General features: G+C 73.2%; 24 protein-coding genes, 1 pseudogene and 1 riboswitch. Of the genes and pseudogenes, 10 read left to right on the plus strand and 15 right to left on the minus strand.

Annotated elements, in window-relative coordinates; translation table 11 throughout:
• Positions 1 to 19: 19 nt before the first annotated feature.
• From ACZ4U1_RS18110 to ACZ4U1_RS18130, 5 genes and pseudogenes are all read right to left on the minus strand, one after another.
• Positions 20 to 1,039 (minus strand): hemolysin family protein, encoded by a 1,020-nt coding sequence (locus ACZ4U1_RS18110; RefSeq protein WP_467904312.1) that lies wholly within the window; start codon positions 1,037 to 1,039, stop codon positions 20 to 22.
• Positions 1,036 to 2,442 (minus strand): hemolysin family protein, encoded by a 1,407-nt coding sequence (locus tag ACZ4U1_RS18115; RefSeq protein WP_467904314.1) that lies wholly within the window; start codon positions 2,440 to 2,442, stop codon positions 1,036 to 1,038. The genes ACZ4U1_RS18110 and ACZ4U1_RS18115 overlap by 4 nt, the downstream gene beginning before the upstream one ends.
• 152 nt (positions 2,443 to 2,594) lie before the next feature.
• Positions 2,595 to 3,041: pseudogene (locus ACZ4U1_RS18120) on the minus strand (GNAT family N-acetyltransferase); the annotation flags it as partial.
• 141 nt (positions 3,042 to 3,182) lie between these two features.
• Positions 3,183 to 5,750 (minus strand): ABC transporter permease, encoded by a 2,568-nt coding sequence (locus tag ACZ4U1_RS18125; RefSeq protein WP_467904316.1) that lies wholly within the window; start codon positions 5,748 to 5,750, stop codon positions 3,183 to 3,185.
• A 4-nt stretch (positions 5,751 to 5,754) separates the two neighbouring features.
• The gene (locus ACZ4U1_RS18130) at positions 5,755 to 6,597 is read right to left on the minus strand and encodes an ABC transporter ATP-binding protein (RefSeq protein ID WP_467904318.1); all 843 of its coding nucleotides are present in this window, start codon (positions 6,595 to 6,597) and stop codon (positions 5,755 to 5,757) included.
• A gap of 170 nt (positions 6,598 to 6,767) precedes the next feature.
• Between ACZ4U1_RS18130 and ACZ4U1_RS18135 the strand changes: the two genes are divergently transcribed.
• Together ACZ4U1_RS18135 and ACZ4U1_RS18140 are read left to right on the plus strand one after the other, a co-directional pair.
• A complete protein-coding gene (locus ACZ4U1_RS18135) occupies positions 6,768 to 7,010 on the plus strand; it encodes a toxin-antitoxin system HicB family antitoxin (protein WP_467904320.1) in 243 nt (80 codons plus the stop codon).
• A gap of 4 nt (positions 7,011 to 7,014) precedes the next feature.
• Entirely contained in the window at positions 7,015 to 7,389 is a 375-nt protein-coding gene (locus tag ACZ4U1_RS18140; RefSeq protein ID WP_467904322.1) for a fic family toxin-antitoxin system, toxin component, read from the plus strand.
• On the opposite strand, the gene ACZ4U1_RS18145 is transcribed toward ACZ4U1_RS18140, so the two are convergent.
• From ACZ4U1_RS18145 to bioB, 4 genes are all read right to left on the minus strand, one after another.
• On the minus strand, positions 7,390 to 8,082 hold the full coding sequence (locus ACZ4U1_RS18145) for a class I SAM-dependent methyltransferase (RefSeq protein WP_467904324.1): 693 nt from the start codon (positions 8,080 to 8,082) through the stop codon (positions 7,390 to 7,392).
• Positions 8,083 to 8,188: 106 nt separating this feature from the next.
• Positions 8,189 to 8,905 (minus strand): dethiobiotin synthase, encoded by a 717-nt coding sequence (bioD, locus tag ACZ4U1_RS18150; RefSeq protein WP_467904326.1) that lies wholly within the window; start codon positions 8,903 to 8,905, stop codon positions 8,189 to 8,191.
• A gap of 1 nt (position 8,906) precedes the next feature.
• The gene (locus ACZ4U1_RS18155) at positions 8,907 to 10,187 is read right to left on the minus strand and encodes an adenosylmethionine--8-amino-7-oxononanoate transaminase (protein ID WP_467904328.1); all 1,281 of its coding nucleotides are present in this window, start codon (positions 10,185 to 10,187) and stop codon (positions 8,907 to 8,909) included.
• Positions 10,180 to 11,397, minus strand: coding sequence for a biotin synthase BioB (bioB, locus tag ACZ4U1_RS18160; protein WP_467904329.1), 1,218 nt, complete (start codon positions 11,395 to 11,397; stop codon positions 10,180 to 10,182). Before bioB ends, ACZ4U1_RS18155 begins: the two co-directional genes overlap by 8 nt.
• A 147-nt stretch (positions 11,398 to 11,544) precedes the next feature.
• Here bioB and ACZ4U1_RS18165 point away from each other — a divergent pair, with 147 nt between their 5' ends.
• Entirely contained in the window at positions 11,545 to 12,672 is a 1,128-nt protein-coding gene (locus ACZ4U1_RS18165) for an 8-amino-7-oxononanoate synthase (protein WP_467904331.1), read from the plus strand.
• A 79-nt stretch (positions 12,673 to 12,751) separates the two neighbouring features.
• On the opposite strand, the gene ACZ4U1_RS18170 is transcribed toward ACZ4U1_RS18165, so the two are convergent.
• Both ACZ4U1_RS18170 and ACZ4U1_RS18175 read right to left on the minus strand, forming a co-directional pair.
• A complete protein-coding gene (locus ACZ4U1_RS18170; RefSeq protein ID WP_467904333.1) occupies positions 12,752 to 12,973 on the minus strand; it encodes a DUF397 domain-containing protein in 222 nt (73 codons plus the stop codon).
• A 9-nt stretch (positions 12,974 to 12,982) separates the two neighbouring features.
• A complete protein-coding gene (locus ACZ4U1_RS18175; protein WP_467904335.1) occupies positions 12,983 to 13,843 on the minus strand; it encodes a helix-turn-helix domain-containing protein in 861 nt (286 codons plus the stop codon).
• A gap of 213 nt (positions 13,844 to 14,056) precedes the next feature.
• Here ACZ4U1_RS18175 and ACZ4U1_RS18180 point away from each other — a divergent pair, with 213 nt between their 5' ends.
• The gene (locus ACZ4U1_RS18180) at positions 14,057 to 14,512 is read left to right on the plus strand and encodes an ATP-binding protein (RefSeq protein ID WP_467904336.1); all 456 of its coding nucleotides are present in this window, start codon (positions 14,057 to 14,059) and stop codon (positions 14,510 to 14,512) included.
• A gap of 530 nt (positions 14,513 to 15,042) precedes the next feature.
• Here ACZ4U1_RS18180 and ACZ4U1_RS18185 read toward each other — a convergent pair.
• Positions 15,043 to 15,966, minus strand: a complete 924-nt coding sequence (locus tag ACZ4U1_RS18185) for a LysR family transcriptional regulator (RefSeq protein WP_467904337.1) — start codon at positions 15,964 to 15,966, stop codon at positions 15,043 to 15,045.
• 84 nt (positions 15,967 to 16,050) lie between these two features.
• Between ACZ4U1_RS18185 and ACZ4U1_RS18190 the strand changes: the two genes are divergently transcribed.
• Complete coding sequence (locus tag ACZ4U1_RS18190; protein WP_467904338.1) at positions 16,051 to 16,668, plus strand: LysE family translocator; 618 nt, start codon at positions 16,051 to 16,053, stop codon at positions 16,666 to 16,668.
• A 7-nt stretch (positions 16,669 to 16,675) separates the two neighbouring features.
• Here ACZ4U1_RS18190 and ACZ4U1_RS18195 read toward each other — a convergent pair whose 3' ends face one another.
• The 3 genes from ACZ4U1_RS18195 to ACZ4U1_RS18205 all read right to left on the minus strand — a co-directional run bounded on the left by ACZ4U1_RS18195 (position 16,676) and on the right by ACZ4U1_RS18205 (position 18,670).
• Positions 16,676 to 17,149, minus strand: a complete 474-nt coding sequence (locus ACZ4U1_RS18195) for a C40 family peptidase (protein ID WP_467904339.1) — start codon at positions 17,147 to 17,149, stop codon at positions 16,676 to 16,678.
• Between the two features lie 3 nt (positions 17,150 to 17,152).
• A riboswitch (cyclic di-AMP (ydaO/yuaA leader) is annotated at positions 17,153 to 17,303 on the minus strand.
• A gap of 418 nt (positions 17,304 to 17,721) precedes the next feature.
• Positions 17,722 to 18,027, minus strand: coding sequence for a hypothetical protein (locus tag ACZ4U1_RS18200; RefSeq protein ID WP_467904341.1), 306 nt, complete (start codon positions 18,025 to 18,027; stop codon positions 17,722 to 17,724).
• 7 nt (positions 18,028 to 18,034) lie between these two features.
• Positions 18,035 to 18,670 (minus strand): ATP-dependent Clp protease proteolytic subunit, encoded by a 636-nt coding sequence (locus ACZ4U1_RS18205; RefSeq protein ID WP_467904342.1) that lies wholly within the window; start codon positions 18,668 to 18,670, stop codon positions 18,035 to 18,037.
• An 87-nt stretch (positions 18,671 to 18,757) separates the two neighbouring features.
• Between ACZ4U1_RS18205 and ACZ4U1_RS18210 the strand changes: the two genes are divergently transcribed.
• The 5 genes from ACZ4U1_RS18210 to ACZ4U1_RS18230 all read left to right on the plus strand — a co-directional run bounded on the left by ACZ4U1_RS18210 (position 18,758) and on the right by ACZ4U1_RS18230 (position 22,297).
• Positions 18,758 to 19,036: a type II toxin-antitoxin system Phd/YefM family antitoxin gene (locus ACZ4U1_RS18210; protein WP_467904343.1), complete on the plus strand. Its 279-nt coding sequence runs from the start codon at positions 18,758 to 18,760 to the stop codon at positions 19,034 to 19,036.
• A gap of 248 nt (positions 19,037 to 19,284) precedes the next feature.
• Positions 19,285 to 19,587: an urease subunit gamma gene (locus ACZ4U1_RS18215; RefSeq protein ID WP_467904344.1), complete on the plus strand. Its 303-nt coding sequence runs from the start codon at positions 19,285 to 19,287 to the stop codon at positions 19,585 to 19,587.
• A 10-nt stretch (positions 19,588 to 19,597) separates the two neighbouring features.
• A complete protein-coding gene (locus tag ACZ4U1_RS18220) occupies positions 19,598 to 19,909 on the plus strand; it encodes an urease subunit beta (RefSeq protein ID WP_467904346.1) in 312 nt (103 codons plus the stop codon).
• Positions 19,902 to 21,623, plus strand: a complete 1,722-nt coding sequence (locus tag ACZ4U1_RS18225) for an urease subunit alpha (RefSeq protein WP_467904347.1) — start codon at positions 19,902 to 19,904, stop codon at positions 21,621 to 21,623. Before ACZ4U1_RS18220 ends, ACZ4U1_RS18225 begins: the two co-directional genes overlap by 8 nt.
• Positions 21,623 to 22,297 carry an urease accessory protein UreF gene (locus ACZ4U1_RS18230; protein ID WP_467904348.1) on the plus strand — a complete coding sequence of 225 codons (675 nt, stop codon included), beginning with the start codon at positions 21,623 to 21,625 and terminating at the stop codon, positions 22,295 to 22,297. Before ACZ4U1_RS18225 ends, ACZ4U1_RS18230 begins: the two co-directional genes overlap by 1 nt.
• The last annotated feature ends 97 nt before the right edge of the window (positions 22,298 to 22,394 follow it).

Genomic DNA, 22,394 nt, shown 5'->3' on the forward strand with positions numbered 1-22,394 from the left:
CCGGTCGGTAGGCCCTGTCTCATCCCTGCGCGGGCTGTCCGAACAGCTGGCGCAGGACGTCCTCCATCGTCACCAGGCCCGCCAGGCGGCCGTCGTTGCCGAGGACGGCCGCGAGGTGGGTGCGGCCGCCGCGCATGGCGGTGAGGACGTCGTCCAGGGGGGTGCCCTCCCGGACGCGGGCGATGGGGCGCATGTCCCGGAGCCGGAACGGCACGTCCCGGGGCGAGGCGTCCAGCGCGTCCTTGACATGCAGGTAGCCCACGATGCGGCGGCCGGTGTCGACCACCGGGAACCGGGAGAAGCCGGACTCGGCCGACAGACGCTCCAGCTGTTCCGGGGTGACGCCCACGCGGGCGTAGACGACCCGCTGCAGGGGCACCACCACGTCCTGTACCGGCCTGCTGCCCAGCTCCAGGGCGTCGTGCAGCCGTTCCTGCGCACGGTTGTCGATCAGGCCCGCCTCGCTGGCGTCCTTGACGATCTCGGCCAGCTCGGTGTCCGTGAAGGTCGCCGAGACCTCGTCCTTCGCCTCCACCCGCAGCAGCTTCAGCAGCCCGTTGGCGAAGGCGTTGATCGCGAAGATCACCGGGCGCAGCGCCCGGGACAGCGCGACCAGCGGCGGGCCGAGCAGCAGCGCGCTGCGCACCGGTTCGGCGAGCGCGATGTTCTTGGGGACCATCTCGCCGAGCAGCATGTGCAGATACGTCGCGAGGGCCAGCGCGATCACGAAGGACACGGCGTGCCCCGCGCTCACGGGCACGCCCACCGCGTGGAACACCGGCTCCAGCAGATGCGCGATCGCCGGCTCGGCGACCACACCCAGGACCAGCGTGCACAGCGTGATGCCCAGCTGGGCGGCGGCCAGCAGGGCCGAGACGTGCTCCAGGCCCCACAGCACGCTCCGCGCGCGCCGGTCGCCCTCCTGGGCCAGCGGCTCGATCTGCGAGCGGCGCACGGAGATCAGCGCGAACTCGGCGCCCACGAAGAAGGCGTTGACGACGAGGGTCGCCAGACCGATCAGCAGCTGTACGGCGGTCATCGCGTGCCCTCCCGCGTCCCGCGGGTCCCGCGAGTTCCGTGTGTCCCGCCGGTCCCGTCAGCCCCGCGTATCCCGCCGGCCCCCTCGGTGCGCTCGTCGTCCAGAGGTGCGTGCAGCAGCACCCGCGCGGCCCGGCGGCCCGAGGCGTCGACCACGTCCAGCCGCCAGCCGGCCACCTCGACGCTGTCGCCCACGGCGGGTATCCGGCCCAGCTCGGTGGCGACCAGGCCGGCCAGCGTCTCGTACGGCCCCTCGGGCACGCGCAGGCCCACGCGCGCGAGCTGGTCGGTGCGGGCGGCGCCGTCCGCCGCGTACAGGGCGCGGCCCCACTCGTCCGCGCCGGCCGGGGCGAGGTCGGGCGTCTCGTGCGGGTCGTGCTCGTCCCGCACCTCGCCGACGACCTCCTCCACGATGTCCTCCAGGGTGGCCACGCCGGCCGTACCGCCGTACTCGTCGATGACGACGGCCATGGTGCGCCGGCCGCCGAGCCGGTCGAGCAGCCGGTCGACGGTCAGCGACTCGGGCACCAGCAGTGGCTCGCGCATCACCTGCGCGACCGTGCGGTGGCGCCGCTGGTCCGCGGGGACGGCCAGCACGTCCTTGATGTGGGCGGTGCCGACGACGGAGTCCAGGCTGCCCCGGTAGACCGGGAACCGGCTCAGGCCGGTGGCCCGGGTGGCGTTGGCGACGTCCTCGCAGGTCGCCTGCGTGTCCAGGGCGACGACCTGGACCCGCGGGGTCATCACGTTCTCGGCCGTGAGGTCGGCCAGGTTCAGCGTCCGCACGAACAGCTCGGCGGTGTCCGGCTCCAGCGCGCCCTCCTTGGCGGAGTGCCGGGCGAGAGCGGCCAGCTCCTGCGGCCCGCGCGCGGAGGCCAGCTCCTCGGCGGGCTCGATGCCGAGCCGGCGCACGCACCGGTTGGCGGTGTTGTTCAGGTGGGTGATGAAGGGCCGGAAGACCGCGCTGAACCAGCGCTGCGCGCTGCCCACCCGCCTGGCCACGGCCAGCGGCGAGGAGATCGCCCAGTTCTTCGGCACCAGCTCGCCGACGACCATCAGCACCACCGTCGACAGGGCCGTGCCCAGCACCAGCGCGGCCGAACTCGCCGCGCCCCGGGACAGGCCCACCGCCCGGAACGGCCCGGCGAGCAGCTTGGCGATCGACGGCTCGGCGAGCATGCCGACGACCAGGTTGGTGACGGTGATGCCGAGCTGGGCGCCGGAGAGCTGGAACGTCAGGTTCCGTACGGCCTTCAGGGCGCCCGCGGCACCGCGCTCGCCGCGCGCGGCGGCCCGCTCCAGCTCGCCGCGTTCCACCGTGGTCAGGGAGAACTCCGCCGCCACGAAGGCGCCGCAGGCCAGCGAGAGCAGGATCGCCACCAGGAGGAGGAGCACTTCGGTCATCGGGTCACCCCCGTCCCATGATCGGACAGGGCAGGGAAGAACGCGCGGTGTCGCGGACTGGGAGGCTCGCCCATGGGCGGACGCTCACAACCTTTCATAGAGGGCCGAGTGCTCCCTCAAGGGTAAAGGATGGGCAAAGAAGCCCTCGGATCTCAGTCCGCGAGCGGCTTCACCCAGCGCCGCCAGTGCTCCTCCGGCCCGTACCCGGCCGCACCCCAGGCGTGGTGCGCGGTCTCGTTGCGGACCAGCACCATCGCGTCCGCGCGCCGCCCCCCGAGCCGTACGAAGCGTTCCTCGGCGGCGGCCAGCAGCGCCGAGCCGATGCCCTGCCGCCGCCGCTCCGGGTGCACCGCGAGCCGGTACAGATGGCACCGCCAGCCGTCGAAGCCGGCGATCACCGTGCCCACCAGCTCACCGTCCAGCTCCGCCAGGATCAGCGCCTCGGGGTCGCGGTCGACCAGCCGCTCCACCCCGGCGCGGTCGTCGCTGATGCTGGTGCCCTCGGCGGCCGTCTTCCAGAAGGCGAGGACGGCGTCGAGGTCGTCGGGAACGGCGGCACGTATACGGAGATCAGTCATGTGATCATCCTGCTCGCGTACGCCCCGCCGGGCACGGGGTTTCCGTCAGGCGGACTCCTCCTCGCGCAGCCGGCCCGGCACCGGCGCGAACGCCTCCGTGAACGCCTCCATGGACGGCTCCGGTACGGTCAGGCCGAGAACCCGAACGGCTCGCCGCCATGGTCACTCGTGGGCGATCGCCGCCAGCACGTTCATCCGCGACGCCCGCAGCGCCGGCAGCAGGGCCGCGACCACGCCCACCACCGCCGAGCCGATCACCACCGCCACGAGCGTGCCCCAGGGGACGGCGAGCGCCGTCAGCCCGCGCAGGGCCAGCACCCGCTGCATGCACACGCCCCACACGAGCCCCAGCCCCAGTCCCAGGACCGCCCCGAACACCGCGATCACCACCGACTCCAGCCGGATCATCCGGCGCAACTGCCGCCGCCCCAGCCCGATCGCCCGCAGCAGCCCGATCTCCCTGGTCCGCTCCACCACCGACAGTGCGAGGGTGTTGACCACGCCGAGCACGGCGATGACGATCGCCAGCCCGAGCAGCGCGTACACCAGGTACAGCAGCACCGCGATCTGGTCGTGCACCAGGTCCTTGTAGTCGGCCTGGTCACGCACCTGGACCTGTGGGAAGGCCGTGAGCGCCCGTTCCAGGCGGGGCCGCAGGTCCGTCGGGTCGGTGCCGGGGGCCGCGTTGACGTAGAGCGCGGCGTCCTGCCCGTCCGGCACGTACTTCTCCAGCGTCGCCAGGCCGAAGAAGATGCCGCCCCGCGTGCCGAAGCCCTCCGCCTGCTCCTGGTCGGTCAGCGCCCCGACGGTCAGCTCCGCCCGGCGCCCGCCCGGGAACGTGACCGGCAGCACACTGCCCACGCGCACACCGTGCTCCGCGGCGTAGTCGGCGTCCAGGGCGAGGTGCCCGTCGGCCAGGGCGGCCGCCGAGCCGCCCCGCGCGTAGGTGAGGTGGGCGACGTCGTCGAGCCGGGTGCCGTATCCGGCCGCGACCGTCGTCACCCGCCGGCCGTCCGGCAGCCGTACGGCGATCGGCGTGAGCCGCTGCGCCACGACGAGTCCGACCCCGGGCGTCGCGGCCACCCGGTCCGCGATCTGCCGGGTGAACGGCGTGAAGTTCGCGTTCTGGACGACGAAGTCGGCGCCCAGCGTCCGGTCGATCTGCCGGTCGAACGACGCGGACATCGAGGCGCTCGCCACCGACATCCCGCCGACCAGGGCCAGGCCCACCATCAGCGCGGCGGCCGTGGCGCCCGTCCGGCGCGGATTGCGCAACGCGTTGCGCCGGCTCATCCGGCCGACCGCGCCGAACAGGGCGGGGAAGCCCGCGCCCAGCACCCGGATCACCGGCCGCACCAGCAGCGGACCCGCCACCACGGTCGCGACCAGGGTCAGGACGACACCGGCACCCAGCAGCGAGGCGGCCCGCGCGGTCCGCGTCGCCGTCGCGCACCCGGCGAGCGCCGCCGCCCCGGCCGCCCCGACCACCGCCCCGGCGATCGCCCGCGCCTTCAACGGCCTCCCCACACCGGCCACCTCGGCGTCGGCGAGCGCGGCCATCGGGGAGACCGCCGCGGCGCGCCGCGCGGGCAGATAGGCGGCCACGAAGGTGACGCCGAGACCGACGACGTAGGCCGCGACCGGCGTCCCCCAGCCGATCACCATCTCCGTGGCCTTCAGGTTCATCCCGAACGCGCTCATCAGCCGGATCAGTCCGAACGCCAGCCCTGTTCCGGCGGCGAGCCCCAGTGTCGAGCCGACCAGGCCCAGCAGCAGCGCCTCGGTGAGCACCGAGCGCCGCACCTGCCGCCGGTCCGCGCCGAGCGCCCGCAGCAGACCCAGCTCCCGGGTCCGCTGGGCGATCAGCATGGAGAACGTGTTGACGATCAGGAACACGCCGACCAGCAGGGCGATGCCGGCGAACCCCAGCATCACGTACTTGACGACGTCGAGGAACGTGCCGAGCGTCGCCGCTGCCGACTTGGCCTGTTCAGCGGCGGTCTTCACCTCGTACGTCCGGGTGCCGAGCGCCGCGCCGATCCGGCGCCCGAGGTCCGCGTCGGACACGCCCCGCGCCGCGTCCACCGCGATGCCGGTCGCCCGCGCGGACGAGCCGAGCAGCGCCCGGCCGGCCACCACCGGGTCCAGGTAGACCAGGGCCGCGCCCGGATTGGTCGTGGTGAAGGTGGCGATGCCCACGACCCGGACCCGGAGGGAACCCGGCTGCGCCTGCACGGTCAGCGGATCACCGATCCGCACGTGCCGCTTGCCGGCCGTGTCCGCGTCCAGCAGCACCTCGCCCGCCCCGCGCGGCGCGCGACCCGAGGTCAGCCGTACCGGGCTGCGGTCGGTCGCGTACCAGGCGGCGGCGATGGTGGGGGCGCCGGTGGTCGGGCCGACGGACCGGTTGCGGCGGTCGACCACCACCACGTTCTGCACGGACACCTCCGCGCGGGCCGCCGCCACCCCGTCGACCCGGGCCACCCGGTCCCGCAGGGCGGCCGGCAGGGTCTGCACCTGGCCGCTCGTCCGGGCCGACCGCAGGTCCTCCCTGGGCCGGATCGTCACATCGGCGGCGGTGGAGGCGAACAGCCGGTCGAAGGTGCGGGTGACGGTGTCGGAGAAGATCAGGCTGCCCGCGACGAACGCCACGGACAGGACCACGGCCAGCGCGGACAGCGCCAGCCGCCCCTTGTGCGCGAGGAAGCTCCGCAGGGTCGCCTTGAGCACCGGATCAGTCCTCCTGGGCGGTGCGGCCGTCACCGGGCCGGCCACGGACCACGTCGACCTCGGGGGTCTGGGGGTTCCCCCCGGGAAAGACACGCATCCGCTCCAGCACGGCCTCCGCCGTCGGCCCCGGCATCTCGTCCACGATCCGCCCGTCGGCGAGGAAGAGCACCAGGTCGGCATGGGCGGCGGCACCCGGGTCGTGCGTCACCATGACGACGGTCTGCCCGAGGCCGTCCACGGCGCCGCGCAGAAAGCCCAGCACCTCCAGGCCGGCCCGCGAGTCCAGGTTGCCGGTCGGCTCGTCGGCGAAGATCAGCTCGGGCCGGGAGGCCAGCGCCCGCGCGCACGCGACGCGCTGCTGCTGACCGCCGGACAGCTGGGCCGGCCGGTGCCCCAGCCGGTCCCGCAGCCCGAGCCTGTCGATGACCTGGTCCAGCCAGCGCGGGTCGGGCCTGCGCCCCGCGATGTCCATCGGAAGCGTGATGTTCTCGGCCGCGGTCAGCGTCGGGATGAGGTTGAACGACTGGAACATGAACCCGATCCGGTCCCGCCGCAGCCGGGTCAGCTCCCGCTCCCGCAGCCCCGTGATCTCGGTGCCGCCGAGCCAGACCTGACCGGCCGTGACGGTGTCGAGGCCCGCGAGGCAGTGCATGAGGGTGGACTTCCCGGACCCCGAGGGGCCCATCACGGCGGTGAACCGGCCCCGCGCGATGTCCACGTCCACCGCGTCCAGGGCGAGCACGGCCGTCTCCCCCGAGCCGTACGCCTTGGTCAGCCCGCGGGCGCGGGCCGCGATCCCGCCGTCCGGCGCGCGGTCGGGTACGTGCTGCGCAGCAGGTGTCGACAAGACCGCCTCCCGGTCTCCGGTACAGCCCGTCCCGGGCGCGTGCGAGGCACTGCCCGTCCGGGCGAGCGTAGGGCACCACCCGTGCGGGCGAGCGTAGGGGACGTGCGCGCCCGGCGCAGCGCCTCCGTGCGCCCTTGCCGCCGCTAGCATTCCGGCGCTAGCGTCGAGGCATGGCGAAGACCCAGCTGAACGTGCGCGTGGACGAGGGCACCGCCCGCGCGGCCCGCGAGCGCGCCCTGGCCCGCGGCATGAGCGTCAACCGCTACATCGAAGAGCTGGTCAGACAGGACACCGGCGAGGCGGGCCGCACCTTCGTGGAGGCCGCCGCCGACTTCATGAAGCAGTACGAGGCCGTGTTCGCCGAGGAGTTCGCCGAGACCCGCTCCGCCGACGCCGGTGAAGGCCGCCGCTGATCCCTTGAACGAGCTCAGCATCGATCTCGCCTGGCTGCTCATGCTCGCCGAACAGAGGACCCCGGGGGATCCGCAGGTCACCGACTGGGGCGCCCTGGTCGCCGCCGTCGCCCGGCACCGCGCCGAGATATTCGGCGTGCCCGTCTACGACACCCCGCACACCCGCGCCGCCTCCCTGCTCCAGCTGCTGATCCACGTGCCCGCGCTGGAACGCTCCAACGCGCTGTTCGCCTCGGCGGTCGCCTACGCCTACCTGGTCGCCAGTGGCGAGAAGGTCACCCCCACCCCCGAGCAGGTCCGGGACCTGGCCCGGCTGGTCAAGGACGGAGCGGCGAGCGTGGACGACATCGCCCGGGAACTGCGCGGCTGGAGCATCTGATCAGCGGGCGTCCGGCTCGTCCTCCCGCCACGCCACCCCGAGCGAGCAGTACGAGGCCGGCAGCGCCGGACCGTGCTCGGGCAGCATCACCCGCCGGTGCGGGCCGAGGCGGAACCCGGCGGCGCGCAGCGCGGCGACCGGGTCCCGGGACAGATGGCAGCCACCGGCCAGCGCCGGCCACAGGGTGCGGTCCAGGGCCTGCTGGGTCAGCGTCATCGCCCGGCCGCCGCCCCGCCCGTGCTCGAAGAACCGCACCTCGCCGCCGGGCCGGAGCACCCGTCGTACCTCGCCGAGCGCCCGCTCGACATCCCGCACGCTGCACAGCACCAGCGACAGCACGGCCGCGTCGAACGCCTCGCTCTTGACCGGCAGGGCCTCCGCCGCGCCCGGCACCACGTCGACCGGCACCTGGGCGCGCAGCGCGGCCCGCAGCGCCAACTTCCTCAGCAGCGGCTCCGGTTCGATCGCGACGACCTCCGCGACCGCCCCGGGATAGTGCCCGAAGTTCAGCCCGTTGCCCGCGCCGATCTCGATCACCCGCCCGGACAGCCCGGCGAGCAGCCGCTCCCGCACCCCGGCCATCCCCAGCCGGGACTCGGCGCCCACGCTGATCCGGGCGTAGCAACGGGCGAACAGCGGATGACTTACGGGACTCCGCGCCATCTGGCCGGAGCGGGTGGACAGCAGCCGCATGGCAACCTCCCTGGACGACACGTCCCTGGGGGAGAGTCTCCCCCGGGACGGCCCGGCGCACCCGCGCCGCCCGCCGGCGGACAGGGACGGCGCACGAGTGCGGGGGCTACGGCGCCGCCCGGATCCGGAACGCCTCCGCGTCCCAGGTGCCGTCCAGCCGGGGAGCGAGCCAGCCCGGCGCCGCCGTACGGAACCGAGCGGGCGGCAGCGCCCCGGCGCCCGCGGGCAGCGCGCCGAGCAGCGGGGCGTCGGCGACCTCCGGCAGGTCGGCCACGTTGCAGCGGGTGGCCAGATCGGGGGCCTCGGGCCAGCTGCCGATCACCACGCCCGCCAGCTCCAGTTCACGACGCCGCAGCTCGCGGGCCGTCAGCTCCGTGGCGTTGAGCGTACCGAGCCCGGCCTGCGCGACGACCAGCACCGGCGCGCCCAGCAGCGCGGCCGCGTCGGCCAGCGTGCCGCCGGCCGCGTCGAACCGGACGAGCAGCCCGCCCGCCCCCTCGACCAGCACCAGATCGTGCTCGGTGGCCAGCTTGGCGGCCCGCTCGGCCACCTCGTGCGGATGCACCGGCGCCATCCCGGCCCGCCGGGCCGCCGTGCCCGGCGCCAACGGCTCGGGGAAGCGGGCGAGTTCGCCGGCCGTGACCGGACCGGCGAGCCGCGCGACCTCGTCGGCGTCCCCGCGCTCGTCCGGCCGTACACCCGTCTGGGCGGCCTTCAGCACGGCCACCGAGCGCCCGGCCGCGAGCGCCGCGGCGGCGACGGCGGCGGTGGTCACGGTCTTTCCGATCTCCGTGCCCGTCCCCGAAATCACCAGTACCGGCATGTCATCCCTCCCGCGCCGCGGCGCACACCGCGCGCGCGATCCGTGCCACGTCCTCGTCCGAGGTGACGTACGGCGGCATCGTGTAGATCAGGTCGCGGAACGGGCGCAGCCACACGCCCTCCCGCACGGCGGCGTCCGTCGCGGCCCGCATGTCGACCGCGTGGTCGAGCTGGACGACCCCGATGGCCCCGAGGACGCGGACGTCCCGCGCCCCGGAGAGTTCGCGCGCCGGCGCCAGGCCCGCGCGCAGCCCCGCCTCGATCCGCTTGACCTCCGCGAGCCAGTCCTGTCCGAGCAGCAGCTCGATGGAGGCACAGGCCACGGCCGCGGCCAGCGGGTTGCCCATGAACGTCGGGCCGTGCGCGAGCACCGGCACCTCGCCCCGCGAGATGCCGTCGGCGACCCGCGCGGTGCACAGGGTGGCCGCCATCGTCAGATAGCCGCCGGTCAGCGCCTTGCCGACGCACATGACGTCCGGGGTGACGGCCGCGTGGTCCGCCGCGAACAGCGCGCCGGTGCGGCCGAACCCGGTGGCGATCTCGTCGAACACCAGCAGCACGTCGTGCGCGTCGCACGCCTCGCGCAGCACCCGCAGATAGGCGGGGGAGTGGAAGCGCATCCCGCCGGCGCCCTGCACCACCGGCTCCACGATCACCGCGGCCAGCTCGTCCGCGTGCCGCGCGATCAGCTCGCGCAGATGGTCCGCGTACGACTCCTCGTACCCGGTGGGCGGCGCGTCCGCGAACACCTGGCGCGGCAGCACACCGGTCCACAGCTCGTGCATCCCGCCCTCGGGGTCGCACACCGACATCGGCTGCCAGGTGTCGCCGTGGTAGCCGCCCCGCCAGGTCAGCAGCCGCCGCTTGCCCGGCCGGCCGAGCGAGCGCCAGTACTGCAGGCACATCTTCGCCGCGACCTCGACCGACACCGACCCGGAGTCGGCCAGGAAGACGTGCTCCAGGCCGTCGGGCGACATGTCGACAAGGTGCTTCGCGAGCCGGACGGCGGGCTCGTGCGTGAGCCCGCCGAACATGACATGACTCATCCGGCCCAACTGCTCGCGCACGGCCTCGTTGAGCACCGGGTGGTTGTAGCCGTGGATGGCCGACCACCACGACGACATGCCGTCGACCAGCTCGCCGGAACCGTCGGCCAGCCGCAGCCGGACCCCGCTCGCCGCCTCCACGACGAGCGGTTCCGCGCGCCCGGGCATCGGGCCGTACGGATGCCACACATGGCGCCGGTCCAGCTCCAGCAGCTCCGGCACACCGAGGTCACGCATTGGGCGCGAGGTCCGTCCCGGCGCCCCTGCGGCGGACCGCGACGAGGTCGGGGCGCGGCTCGTGCGCCGTGGCGGGCACGTCCGCCGTACCGCAGACACCGCCGCCCTCCTGGGAGCCGCACCCGGCCTCGGCGTGCGCACCGCACCCGGCCTCCGCGTGCGCACCGCAGCCCGCCTCGGCGTGCGAGCCGCACCCGCCGCCGGCCGCCCGGTGCTCCGGCAGCGTCACCTCACCGGCGCCCTCCACCTCGAACCCGGCGTCCGCGATCATCTCCAGGTCGGCCTTGCCGGCCTGGCCCTCGCTGGTCAGGTAGTCGCCGAGGAAGATCGAGTTGGCCAGGTGCAGCGCCAGCGGCTGCATCGTGCGCAGATGGACCTCGCGGCCGCCCGCGATGCGGACCTCGACGTCCGGGCAGACGAACCGGACCATCGCCAGGATCCGCAGGCAGCGCTGCGGGGTGAGGTTCCACTCCTTGGCCAGCGGGGTGCCCTCGAACGGGATCAGGAAGTTCACCGGCACCGAGTCCGGGTCCAGCTCACGCAGCGAGAACACCACGTCGACCAGGTCCTCGTCGCTCTCGCCCATGCCCGCGATCAGACCCGAACAGGCGGACAGACCGGCCGCGTGCGCCTTCTGCACCGTGTCCACCCGGTCGGCGTACGTGTGGGTGGTCGTGATGTCCCCGTACGTCCCCTCGGACGTGTTGAGGTTGTGGTTGTAGGCGTCCGCGCCGGCCTCGCGCAGCCGCTCGGCCTGGCCGTCGGAGAGCAGGCCGAGGCAGGCGCACACCTCGACGCCCTCGTTCTGCTCCTTGATCGCCTTGATGGTCTGGGAGACCCGGTCCACGTCCCGGTCCGTCGGACCGCGCCCGCTGGCCACCAGGCAGACCCGCTTGGCGCCGCCCGCGAGGCCCGCCGCGGCCGCCTGGGAGGCCTCGTCCGGCTTGAGCCAGGTGTACTTCAGGATGTCGGCCTTGGAGCCGAGCCGCTGGGAGCAGTACGAGCAGTCCTCCGGGCACAGGCCGGACTTGAGGTTGACCAGATAGTTGAGTTTCACCCGGCGCCCGAACCAGTGCCGGCGCACCTTGCCGGCCGCGGCCACCACGTCGAGCAGGTCGTCATCGGAGGTGGCCAGCACGGCGAGCGCTTCCTCGCGGGTCGGCAGCTCGCGCCGAAGCCCCTTGTCCACCAGCGTGTTCAGCAGGTCCATGAGGCTTGATCCTGTCCTACGGGACCGCCCCGGGCCAAGGAGACTTCGCACAACAGAGCCGGTTCACCGTGTGGGTATTGCCACACCCTGGGTGGTCGGCCGTGCCGCTAGGGTCTGTCCGCTACCTACAAAAGCACCGGAGGAACCATGGCGTTCGGCTGGATCGACGAGCAGGCCGAGGCGCGCCGCCGCGCGGGACTCGTCCGCACCCTGCGCCCGCGCCCCGCCGACTCGCCGCTGCTGGACCTGGCGAGCAACGACTACCTGGGTCTGGCCCGCCATCCCGAGGTCACCGGGGGAGCGGCCGAGGCCGCCCGGACCTGGGGCGGCGGCTCCACCGGGTCCCGGCTGGTCACCGGTACCACCGCCCTGCACACCGAGCTGGAGCGGGCACTGGCCGCGTTCTGCGGGTTCGAGGCGGCCCTGGTGTTCTCCTCCGGGTACGCCGCGAACCTGGCCGCGGTCACCGCGCTCGGCCCGCACGGCTCGCTGATCGTCTCCGACGCGGGCAACCACGCCTCCCTCATCGACGGCTGCCGGCTCGCCCGGGGGGAGCGGCAGGTCGTCGGGCACGCCGATCCCGAGGCCGTGCGCAAGGCCCTGGCCACGCACGAGGGTCCGGCGATCGTCGTCTCCGACACGGTGTTCTCCGTGGACGGCGACCGGGCTCCGCTGGCCGAGCTGGCCGCGGCCTGCCGGGAGCACGGCGCGGGACTGGTCGTGGACGACGCCCACGGGCTCGGCGTGCTGGGCGACGGCGGCCGGGGCGCCCCGCAGGCGGCCGGACTCGCGGGCGCCGAGGACGTGGTCGTCACGGCCACCCTGTCCAAGTCGCTGGGCAGTCAGGGCGGCGTGGTGCTCGGCCCGGCGCGGGTGATCGACCACCTCGTCAACGCGGCCCGGACGTTCATCTTCGACACGGGTCTGGCGCCGGCGGCGGCCGGTGCCGCGCTGGCGGCGCTGCGGCTGCTGGAACGTGAGCCCGAACGGGCGGCGCGGGCCCGTGAGGTGGCCGCGGAACTGCACGCACGGCTGACCGCCGCGGGTCTGGAGGCGGTGCGTCCGGACGCCGCGGTGGTCTCCGTGCGGGCTCCGTCCCCGGAGCAGGCGGTGCGCTGGGCGGCCGACTGCCGTACGGCAGGCCTGGCCGTGGGCTGCTTCCGCCCTCCCTCCGTGCCCGACGGCATCTCCCGGCTGAGGCTGACGGCCCGCGCGGACCTGTCCGGGGCGGAGATCGAACGCGCTGTACGGGTCATCGGCGAAACACGACCATGAGTCGGCGTGACACGGCCGTGCGTCGCACGAAAGCGGTCAGGGGCTGATCGGTTCTGAATCGGTTCTGAATCGCTTCTGATCAGAGTGCGGTCAGGAATCCCGTCCAGCTCTCGGGGGAGAAGAGCAGGGCGGGACCGGCCGGCCTCTTCGAGTCGCGCACGGCGAGCAGTCCGGCCGCGGGGCCGGAGCGCGGCCGTGCCGTCTCCACGCAGTTGTTGGCCCCCGTGCTGTAGCTGCTGCGCAGCCAGCGCACGTGGTGCAGGTCGGTACTGGCAGGGACGTTCCGAGGCAGAGCTGACATGGTGCCTCCTTACGCGCCGTCACCTATCCCGGCGATGTAGTCCAACGATTCCTCGGGGGAAAGGGCGTGGAACTGAAGGGTGTTGAAGGCCTCGGTGTAGGCCATGAGGTCTTCTTTCCGTTCCAGGTAGAGGCTACTCGTCAACTGGTCGAGAACAACCACATCCAGATCAGAAGTGCTCGGAAATGAGAAGATAACGAAAGGCCCGGTGAGGCCGACATGCGCCCCCGCGGCGAACGGCAGCACCTGGAGCCGTACCTGGGGCAGCCGCGCGGCCTCCATCAGCCGCTCCAGCTGCCGCGCCATCACTCCGGGACCGCCGACCTCGCGCCGCAGCACCGCCTCGTCCAGTACGGCACTGAGCACCAGCGGCGGGTCCGAACGGAGTACGTCCTGTCTGGCCAGCCGCACCTCCACCAGCGTGTCCAGGCGGTCCTCGTCCAGGTCCTTCACGGCCGCCCGGGTCACCGCGCGGGCGTACTCGGCCGTCTGGAGCAGCCCGGGCACGACCGTGGTCTCCAGCGTGCGCATGGCGCTGGCCTGCGACTCCAGGCTGATGAAGTCGCGGTACGTGGGCGGCAGCACCCCGCGGTAGGCGTGCCACCAGCGGTGCCGGCCGCCCGCGTCCTCCGACCCCGCCAGCATCAGCAGCAGCTCGCGCAGATGCCCGTCCCGGACCCCGTAGGCGTCCAGCAGTAACCCCAGATCGGCCGGTTTCACGCCGCTGGCGCCGGTCTCGATGCGGCTGACCTTCGACTGGTGCCAGCCGACCAGCCGGGCCGCCTCACCGCTCGTGAGCCCAGCGCCGGTACGCAGTGTGCGCAGTTCGGCGCCCAGTTTTCGACGCCGCACCGCCGGACCGTTCTGCATGGGCTTCTCCTTACTCCTTCCGGGCCGCCCAAATACGGTCTCGCGTCGCAGAGTTCACCGCTTCGAGCGACAGATATATGCATATCTCGGTGGATCGCTCCCCGTGACCGGCCCGTTGGTGGCAGTCTGGCGAACAAGCACCAGTCCGGGACCGTACTCGAACCATCCGCCGTCTGTCGGACCGCGGTCCCGTGGGAAAGGGACGACGTCGCCATGGCAGACCACCTGGAAGCATCCGTCACTCTGCCGAGCGATCCCGCCTCGGTCTCCGCCGCCCGCTCCTACGTCGTCGGCACCCTCGCGGAGTGGGGCCTGCCGTCGGACACCGAGACGGCCGACACCGTCCGCCTCATCGTCTCCGAACTCGCCACGAACGCCGTACAGCACACCTTCGGTCAGTCACCCACCTTCACGGTCGACATCGCGCTGCACCATGACGAACACCTGCGCATCGGCGTCACGGACAGCCATCCCCGCTTCCCGAAGAGACTGCCCGCCGCCGTCCAGCAGGACAACGGCCGCGGCATGGTCATCATCCGCTGGCTCACCGCGGAGTGCGGCGGCAGACTCCGCATCCGCCCCACCCGCGAGGGCGGCAAGACGGTCTCCATCGAACTCCCCTGGACCCTCCCGGCAGCCCCGGTCCCAGCGGGCCGGCCAAAGCCTTAGCCCTCCGGGCGACGGGCTGGCCGTTCGGTCGGTGGGCTAGTCCTTCGGGGGGCGGGCGGGGGCCGGGGGTTCGGGTGGGACTGGCGCTTCGGGGGTTGACCCTTCGGCGGGCTGGTGTTCGGGCGGTGGGCCGGGGGTTCGGGTGGTGGGCTGGTCCGTCGAGTGGGGGGGGTGGGTGTTCGGGCGGGGGGTTCGGGCGGGTGCTGGAGCTGCGGGGGAGGTGGCCCTTCGGGCGGGTGCTGGCCCTCCGGTGGCGTGCTGGATCCCAGGCGGAGCCCTGGCCTTCCGGGCTGGGTGCTGGTCTTTCGGGCGGGTACGGGTCCTTGGGGCGGGGTGCTGGCGTTTGGGGCGGGGGCTTGGTTTTGCGGGCTGGGGTGCTGGGGGCGCGGGCGGTTGGTCCCCTGGGCGGGTGCCGGCCCTCCGGACGGGGACGCGCCGGGGCTTCGAGGCGCCGCCGAACAGGTGACGCACGGCAGATTCCCCGAGGCGTCGGTGCACATCAGGAACCGGTGGCCCTGGCACCGGCGCGCTCAGCCTGCCGTGCTTCTCGCCGCCCGTCCGAACGCCCCCCGCAGCAGTGCCCGGAAGGCGTCCGCCGCCGGGTTCGTCTCGTCCGCGCGGTACGCCACCGAGATCGTGCGCCGTAGCCTGCCGCCCTCCAGGGGCCGCACGCCGACCGGTGTCGTCGCGGTGCGCGCCACCATCTCCGGTACGACGGCCACCCCCAGCCCGGCACTGACCAGCGCGCACACCACGGCATAGCCGGGGGTCGGCACCAGCAGCGCCGGTGTGGCGCCCGTCTCGGCGAGCAGGGCCTCGATCTCCCGCCGGGCCGGATGGTGCGGGGCCATGCTGATCAGCGGCTGTCCGGCCAGTTCCGCCAGCGGCAGCCGGGCCGAGCCACTGCCGAGCGCGTGCCCCGGGGCCGTCACCAGCACCAGTTCCTCCACCAGAACCGGCTCCAGCCGTACCGCCGCCGGCACCGGGACGGGCTCCGCCGGATGGTAGGTGTGGGTGAGCGCCAGATCCACCTCGCCGGCCGCCACCGCGGTGACCCCGGACGGCGGGTCGTAGTCCGCGACCGAGAGCCGTACGTCGGGATGCGCCCGGCGGAACGCGCTCAGCGCCGGCGGCAGCAGGTGCACCCCCGCGGTCGGGAAGGTGCCGAGCCGCAGCGCGCCGCCGGTGAGACCGGTCAGCCGCGCCAGTTCGTGCCGGGCCCGCTCCAGCTCGTCCAGCACCCGCCGGGCATGGCCCACCAGCACCTCGCCGGCCTCGGTCAGCCGGGCTCCGCGATGGTGGCGCACCAGCAGTGCCGTGCCCGCCTCCCGCTCCAGCTTGGCCAGCTGCTGGGAGAGGGCGGGCGGCGTGTAGCCGAGCCGGTCGGCGGCCCGGGTGATCGAGCCGGCCTCCGCGACCGCCACGAGCGCGGCGAGCCGTGTCGGGTCGTACATAGCCAGAGGCTAAAGCATTGCTTAAGGCCGAGCCTGGCCATTCGAAATACCTGCTGAACGCTTTGGCCCGGCAGGGTGGACGGCATGGACGCACAGCTCATCGCCTTCACCGGGATCGCCGCGGCCCTGGTCGCCATGCCGGGCGCCGACTTCGCCGTGGTCGTACGCAACGCGCTCGTCTCGCGCCGGGCCGGGGCGGTGTGCGGGCTCGGCATCGCGGGCGGGCTCCTGGTGCACACCAGCCTGGCGGTGGCCGGCGTCGCCGCCGTCCTGGTCGCCGTACCCGCGCTGTTCCACGCCCTGCAGCTGCTGGGCGGCGCCTATGTGCTCCAGCTCGGCGTGCGTACCCTGTGGGCGCTGCGGCGGCCCGCCCGGACGTCCGCGGAGGCCGCGGCCGGGTCCGCGCACCCGCTCCGGCAGGGGTTCGTCACCAACGTGCTCAACCCGAAGGCCTCGCTGACCTTCCTGAGCCTGCTGCCGCAGTTCGTGCCGGCCGGCAGCCCGGCCCTGCCGCGGACCCTGCTGCTCGCGCTGATCGTGTGCGCGCTGGCGCTGCTGTGGTTCCAGCTGGTCGCCCTGCTCGTGGAGCGGCTCGGCAGGTGGCTGCGCCGGCCCCGGGCCGCCCGTGGGCTTGAGGCGGGCACCGGGGTGGCGCTGACGGTCCTGGGAGCGGCCCTGCTGCTGGAGCCGCTCCTGGCCTGAGGGCGGGTCAGCTGACCCGGCCGTACCAGACGCTCTTCGTCCAGATCTTCTGGAGCTTGACCACGTCGCCGGTCTTGGGGGCGTGCCAGATCTTCCCGTGGCCGGCGTAGATGCCGACGTGGTAGACGTACGAACCCGAGTGGAAGAAGACGAGGTCGCCCGCCTTGCGGCTGCGGGCGGAGATGTGGTGCGTCTTGTTGTACTGCTGCGCTGCGGTGCGCGGCAGCTTCTTGCCCGCCTTCTTGTAGGAGTAGAGCGTCAGCCCCGAGCAGTCGAACCGGCGCGGCCCGGTGGCTCCCCAGGCGTACGGCGCACCCTTCTTGGAGGCCGCGATCTGGAGTGCTTTCGTCGCCGTGGTCGCGGCGGAGGCCTCACCTGCGAGACCGGGCACCGCGATCGAGCCGCCCACGGCGGCGAGGGTGAGAGCCGAGGCCGTGCCGGCCCGGGCCATCAGCGACGGGACACGATTGAGCGCAGTCATGCGCAACCCTTCGTCAGCCGCCTGTGAAGGATGACCTGTCGGATTCGGGCTGGCGAAGTAGCCCGGCCGCGTTGCCGCGGCTTCACCCCAAGGGTTGCTCGGAACCTCACGCCCGTCCGTGTCGGACGAACATCCGTTCCGGCGACCCGCCTTGCTTGGGTCCTCCACTCCTGCCGATCCACTCCGTCGACCGGTCATCCGGGCGGCGGCAGGACTCGGCGTCCGCCCGGATCGCCCCGCCGCGGTGGCGGGGGCTTGTCGTCAGACAGGGATCTTGGCTCACGACTGTCCGAAAATCCCAATGGAATCGGGGATTTGTGGCGTTACTCACCACTCACCCGTTCGGGTGGACACTGCTCTGTTCGAGCCCCCGTCAGTTTCCGGACGTAGCCCCCGACCTGGGACGAAGCGCTGTCACGCGACCCACGGACCCGCGTGCCGCGCAACTCGGGAGGCCCGGAAAACGATCTGGATGTACACCGGTCGGCGGTACGTCGTTCGGGCCGTTTCAATTCCCGCCCGAACGACGTCTGTCGACGCCCGGGTGCCGCCGGGCCGGACGGGTGTCCGCCTCAGCCGACGCCGTCCGGCGGGAGCGTGACGCGAGCGGCCCGGCGCTCACCGTCCAGCACCCGCAAGGCCCGTGCCAGCGTGTCCCCGTGCAGCTCCGTCTCGCCCCGCTGGTGCATCAGTACGAGCGCGTCGCGCAGCTCTGCCGCCTTGCGCACCAGGGCCTGCGCCGCGCGCAGCCCGTGGTAGGTGTCGCCGGGCCGGGCCGGGTTGATACGGCCGAGCAGGTCGACCGCCTCCAGGTAACGGTCGATCAGCTCGCCCTCGGCGCGGGTCAGGGCGGGCAGCGGCGGAAGGTCCGGCAGCATGGTCGGCTCACCTCGCGTCCGGTGCGCCGGGCGTGTCCCGGCGGCTGGGCACGATGCCGTCCACCAGACCGTAGGCGACGGCTCCGGCGGCGTCCAGGATCAGGTCACGCTCCAGGTCCTGGCCGACCTGCTCGTCCGTGCGCCCTGTGTGCCGGACGAGCATCTCCTGGAGCGTCCTGCGGGTCCGGGCCAACTCCTCGGCCTGGATGAGCAGGTCGCTGGGCTGGCCGCGCACCGGCTCGGGCAGCGCGGGCTGCTCGATCACCACGCGTGCACCCGGAAGGGTGAACCGCTTGCCCGGGGTGCCGGCCGCGAGCAGCACCGCGGCCGAGGCGCCGGCCTGGCCCAGGCAGTAGGTGGCGACGTCACAACTGACGTACCGCATCGTGTCGTAGATCGCCGTCATGGCGTCGAAGGAGCCGCCCGGCGAGTTGACGTACAGCGTGATGTCCCGGTCCGGGGCCGCGTGTTCGAGGTACATCAGCTGCGCCGTCACGTCGCTCGCCGCCGCGTGGTCGACCGGTGCGCCGAGGAAGACGATCCGGTCCTCGAAGAGCTTCGCGTACGGGTCGAGGGTGCGGACGGTGCTCCCCGTGCGCTCGGTGAACTCGGGCAGGACATGACGGGCTGCCGGTCGGTACATGGACATACGCCTCCTCGTGACGAGGCCCCCTCGGGGCTCGACTTCTGTACAGAATGTACAGGACGTACGTCACGTTATGATGGGGGTATGGCCTACGAGATTCCGGTGACGCAAGCCAGGGCTGAGCTCGCCGACCTGATCAACCGCGTCGTGTACGGCGGTGAGCGCGTCGTCGTGACCCGGCACGGCAAGCCGTTGGTCGCGCTGGTCTCGGCCGCCGACCTGGAGCGGCTCGACGCGCTGGACGAGCCGGCCGAGGAACAGGTCATCAGCTCGGTGTCCGGGGTGCGCGAGGCCGGTTCCGTACCCCGCGAGCAGCAGCGCTTCGGGATCGCGGCGGAGCACCGGCGGCCGGGCGTGTCCTGAGCCGCCTCCTCCCTCCGCCGGAGCCCCTCTCCTCTGCGGGAGCCCATCGGCCGGTCATGGGCCGATCAAAGTCTGGTTAACGTCGTTGAAACTCCGGCGTTCTAGCCTGCCGATCCACGCCACCAGGGGTTTTTCTGCCCGGATTGATGACGCTCCGGGGATTTGTCTGTGTGTTACACCTATCCCCGTCGTGGTGGCTGCGGCAACCGGACCCCGCACGGTCCGGAGCAAGGACTGTGAGGTGGGACGTGCAACTGACCCCGCACGAGCAAGAGAGGCTGCTGATCCATGTGGCGGCCGACGTGGCCGAGAAGCGCAAGGCCCGCGGCCTGAGGCTCAACCACCCGGAGGCGGTCGCCCTCATCACGTCGCACATCCTGGAGGGCGCGCGGGACGGCCGTACCGTCGCCGAGCTGATGTCCTCCGGCCGCAAGATCCTGACCAGGGACGACGTCATGGACGGGGTCGCCGAGATGATCCACGACGTCCAGGTCGAGGCCACCTTCCCGGACGGCACCAAGCTCGTCACCGTCCACGAGCCGATCATCTGAGGGCGCCGCGATGATTCCCGGAGAGATCCTGTTCGCGGACGACCCCGTCGTCTGCAACGCGGGCCGTGACGTCACCCGGCTCACCGTCCTCAACGCCGCCGACCGGCCGGTCCAGGTCGGCTCCCACTACCACTTCGCCGAGGCCAACCCCGGCCTGGAGTTCGACCGCGCCGCCGCCCGAGGCAAGCGGCTGAACGTCGCCGCCGGCACCGCCGTCCGCTTCGAGCCCGGCATCCCCGTGGAGATCGAACTCGTCCCCCTCGCCGGCGCCCGGATCGTGCCCGGGCTGCGCGGGGAGACCGGAGGTGCCCTCGATGGCTGAGATCTCCCGCGCCGCCTACGCCGACCTGTTCGGCCCCACCACCGGCGACCGCATCCGGCTCGCCGACACCGACCTGCTGATCGAGATCGAGGAGGACCGCTCCGGCGGCCCCGGCGGCTCCGGGGACGAGGCGGTCTTCGGCGGCGGCAAGGTCATCCGCGAGTCCATGGGCCAGTCCCGCGCCACCCGCGCCGAGGGCACCCCGGACACCGTGATCACCGGTGCCGTCGTCATCGACCACTGGGGCATCGTCAAGGCCGACGTCGGCATCCGCGACGGCCGGATCACCGCCCTCGGCAAGGCCGGCAACCCGGACACCATGGACGGTGTCCACCCCGACCTCGTCATCGGCCCCGAGACCGAGATCATCGCGGGCAACGGGCGCATCCTCACCGCCGGCGCCATCGACGCGCACGTCCACTTCATCTGCCCGCAGATCGCCGACGAGGCGCTGGCCTCCGGCGTCACCACCCTGGTCGGCGGCGGCACCGGCCCCGCCGAGGGTTCCAAGGCCACCACCGTCACGCCCGGCCCCTGGCACCTGGCCCGGATGCTGGAGGCGATGGAGGCCTACCCGGTCAACGTCGGCTTCCTCGGCAAGGGCAACACCGTCAGCCACGAGGCGATGCTCTCCCAGATCCGCGGCGGCGCCGTCGGCCTGAAGCTGCACGAGGACTGGGGCTCCACGCCGGCCGTCATCGACGCCGCGCTCACCGTCGCCGACCGGACCGGCATCCAGGTCGCCATCCACACCGACACCCTGAACGAGGCGGGCTTCGTCGGCGACACCCTCGCCGCGATCGCGGGCCGGGGCATCCACTCGTACCACACCGAGGGCGCCGGCGGCGGCCACGCCCCGGACATCATGACGGTCGTCTCGCAGCCGAACGTGCTGCCCAGCTCCACCAATCCGACCCGGCCCTTCACCGTCAACACGACCGAGGAACACCTCGACATGCTGATGGTGTGCCACCACCTCAACCCGGCCGTGCCCGAGGACCTGGCCTTCGCCGAGTCCCGGATCCGCCCCTCCACCATCGGCGCGGAGGACATCCTCCACGACCTCGGCGCGATCTCGATCATCTCCTCCGACTCCCAGGCCATGGGGCGCGTCGGCGAGGTCGTCCTGCGCACCTGGCAGACCGCGCACGTCATGAAGCGCCGCCGCGGCCCGCTGCCCGGCGACGGCCGCGCCGACAACCACCGGGTACGGCGCTACGTCGCCAAGTACACGATCAACCCGGCGCTCGCCCAGGGCCTCGCCGCCGAGATCGGCTCCGTCGAGACCGGAAAGCTCGCCGACCTGGTGCTGTGGGAGCCGGCGTTCTTCGGGGTCAAACCGCTCCTCGTCATCAAGGGCGGACAGATCGCGTACGCGCAGATGGGCGACGCCAACGCCTCCATCCCCACCCCGCAGCCGATCCTGCCCCGCCCGATGTACGGCGCGATCGGCCGGGCCCCGGCCGCCAACTCCGTCAACTTCGTCTCGGACCTGGCGATCGAGGACGGGCTGCCGGAACGGCTGGGGCTCGGCAAGCGGTTCCGGGCGATCGAGTCCACGCGCGCGGTCACCAAGGCCGACATGCGCGAGAACGACGCCCGGCCCGACGTCCGGATCGACCCCGACAGCTTCGCCGTGCACATCGACGGCGAACTGGTCGAGGCCGCGCCGGCCGCCGAACTGCCCATGGCCCAGCGTTACTTCCTCTTCTGATGTCCAGGGCAGCACTACTGGTCCTGGCCGACGGCCGCTTTCCCGCCGGAGGGCACGCGCACTCCGGCGGGGCGGAGGCCGCCGTCAAGGCCGGGCGCATCACCGACGCCGCGAGCCTGGAGGACTTCTGCCGGGGCCGGCTGCACACCGCCGGGCTGGTCGCGGGCGCGCTCGCGGCGGCCGCCGTGCTCGGTGCCGACCCCGGCGAGCTGGACGCTGCGGCCGACGCCCGCACCCCGTCCCCGGCCCTGCGGGCCGCCGCGCGGCGGCTCGGCCGGCAGCTGCTGCGGGCCGCGCGGGCGACCTGGCCGTCCGCCGAACTCGACGCGATCGCCCGCCAGTTCCCGAAGGGCGCCCATCAGCCGGTCGTGCTGGGTCTGGCCGCCCGGGCGGCGGGACTCGCGCCCGAGGACGCGGCCCACTGCGCGGCGTACGAGAGCGTGAGCGGGCCGGCGACGGCCACCGTGCGGTTGCTGAGCCTCGACCCGTTCGACGCGACCGCGGTTCTCGCCCGGCTGGCGCCCGAGCTGGACCGCGTGGCGGACGCGGCGGCGGAGGCGGCGCGGACAGTGGCCGCCGAGGGGGTCGACGCACTGCCCGCTGCTTCGGCACCGCTGCTGGAGGTCATGGCCGAGGCGCATGCCGCGTGGCCGGTGCGGCTGTTCGCGTCATGACTTCGCCCACCCGCCCACCCGACTCGTTCAGCCGAACAGCGCCCGTCCTGCCAGGTCTCCCGGAGACGTAGCCCCTGCCCACCCGACTCGCTCAGCC

Source organism: Streptomyces sp. NPDC028928, assembly GCF_055564915.1.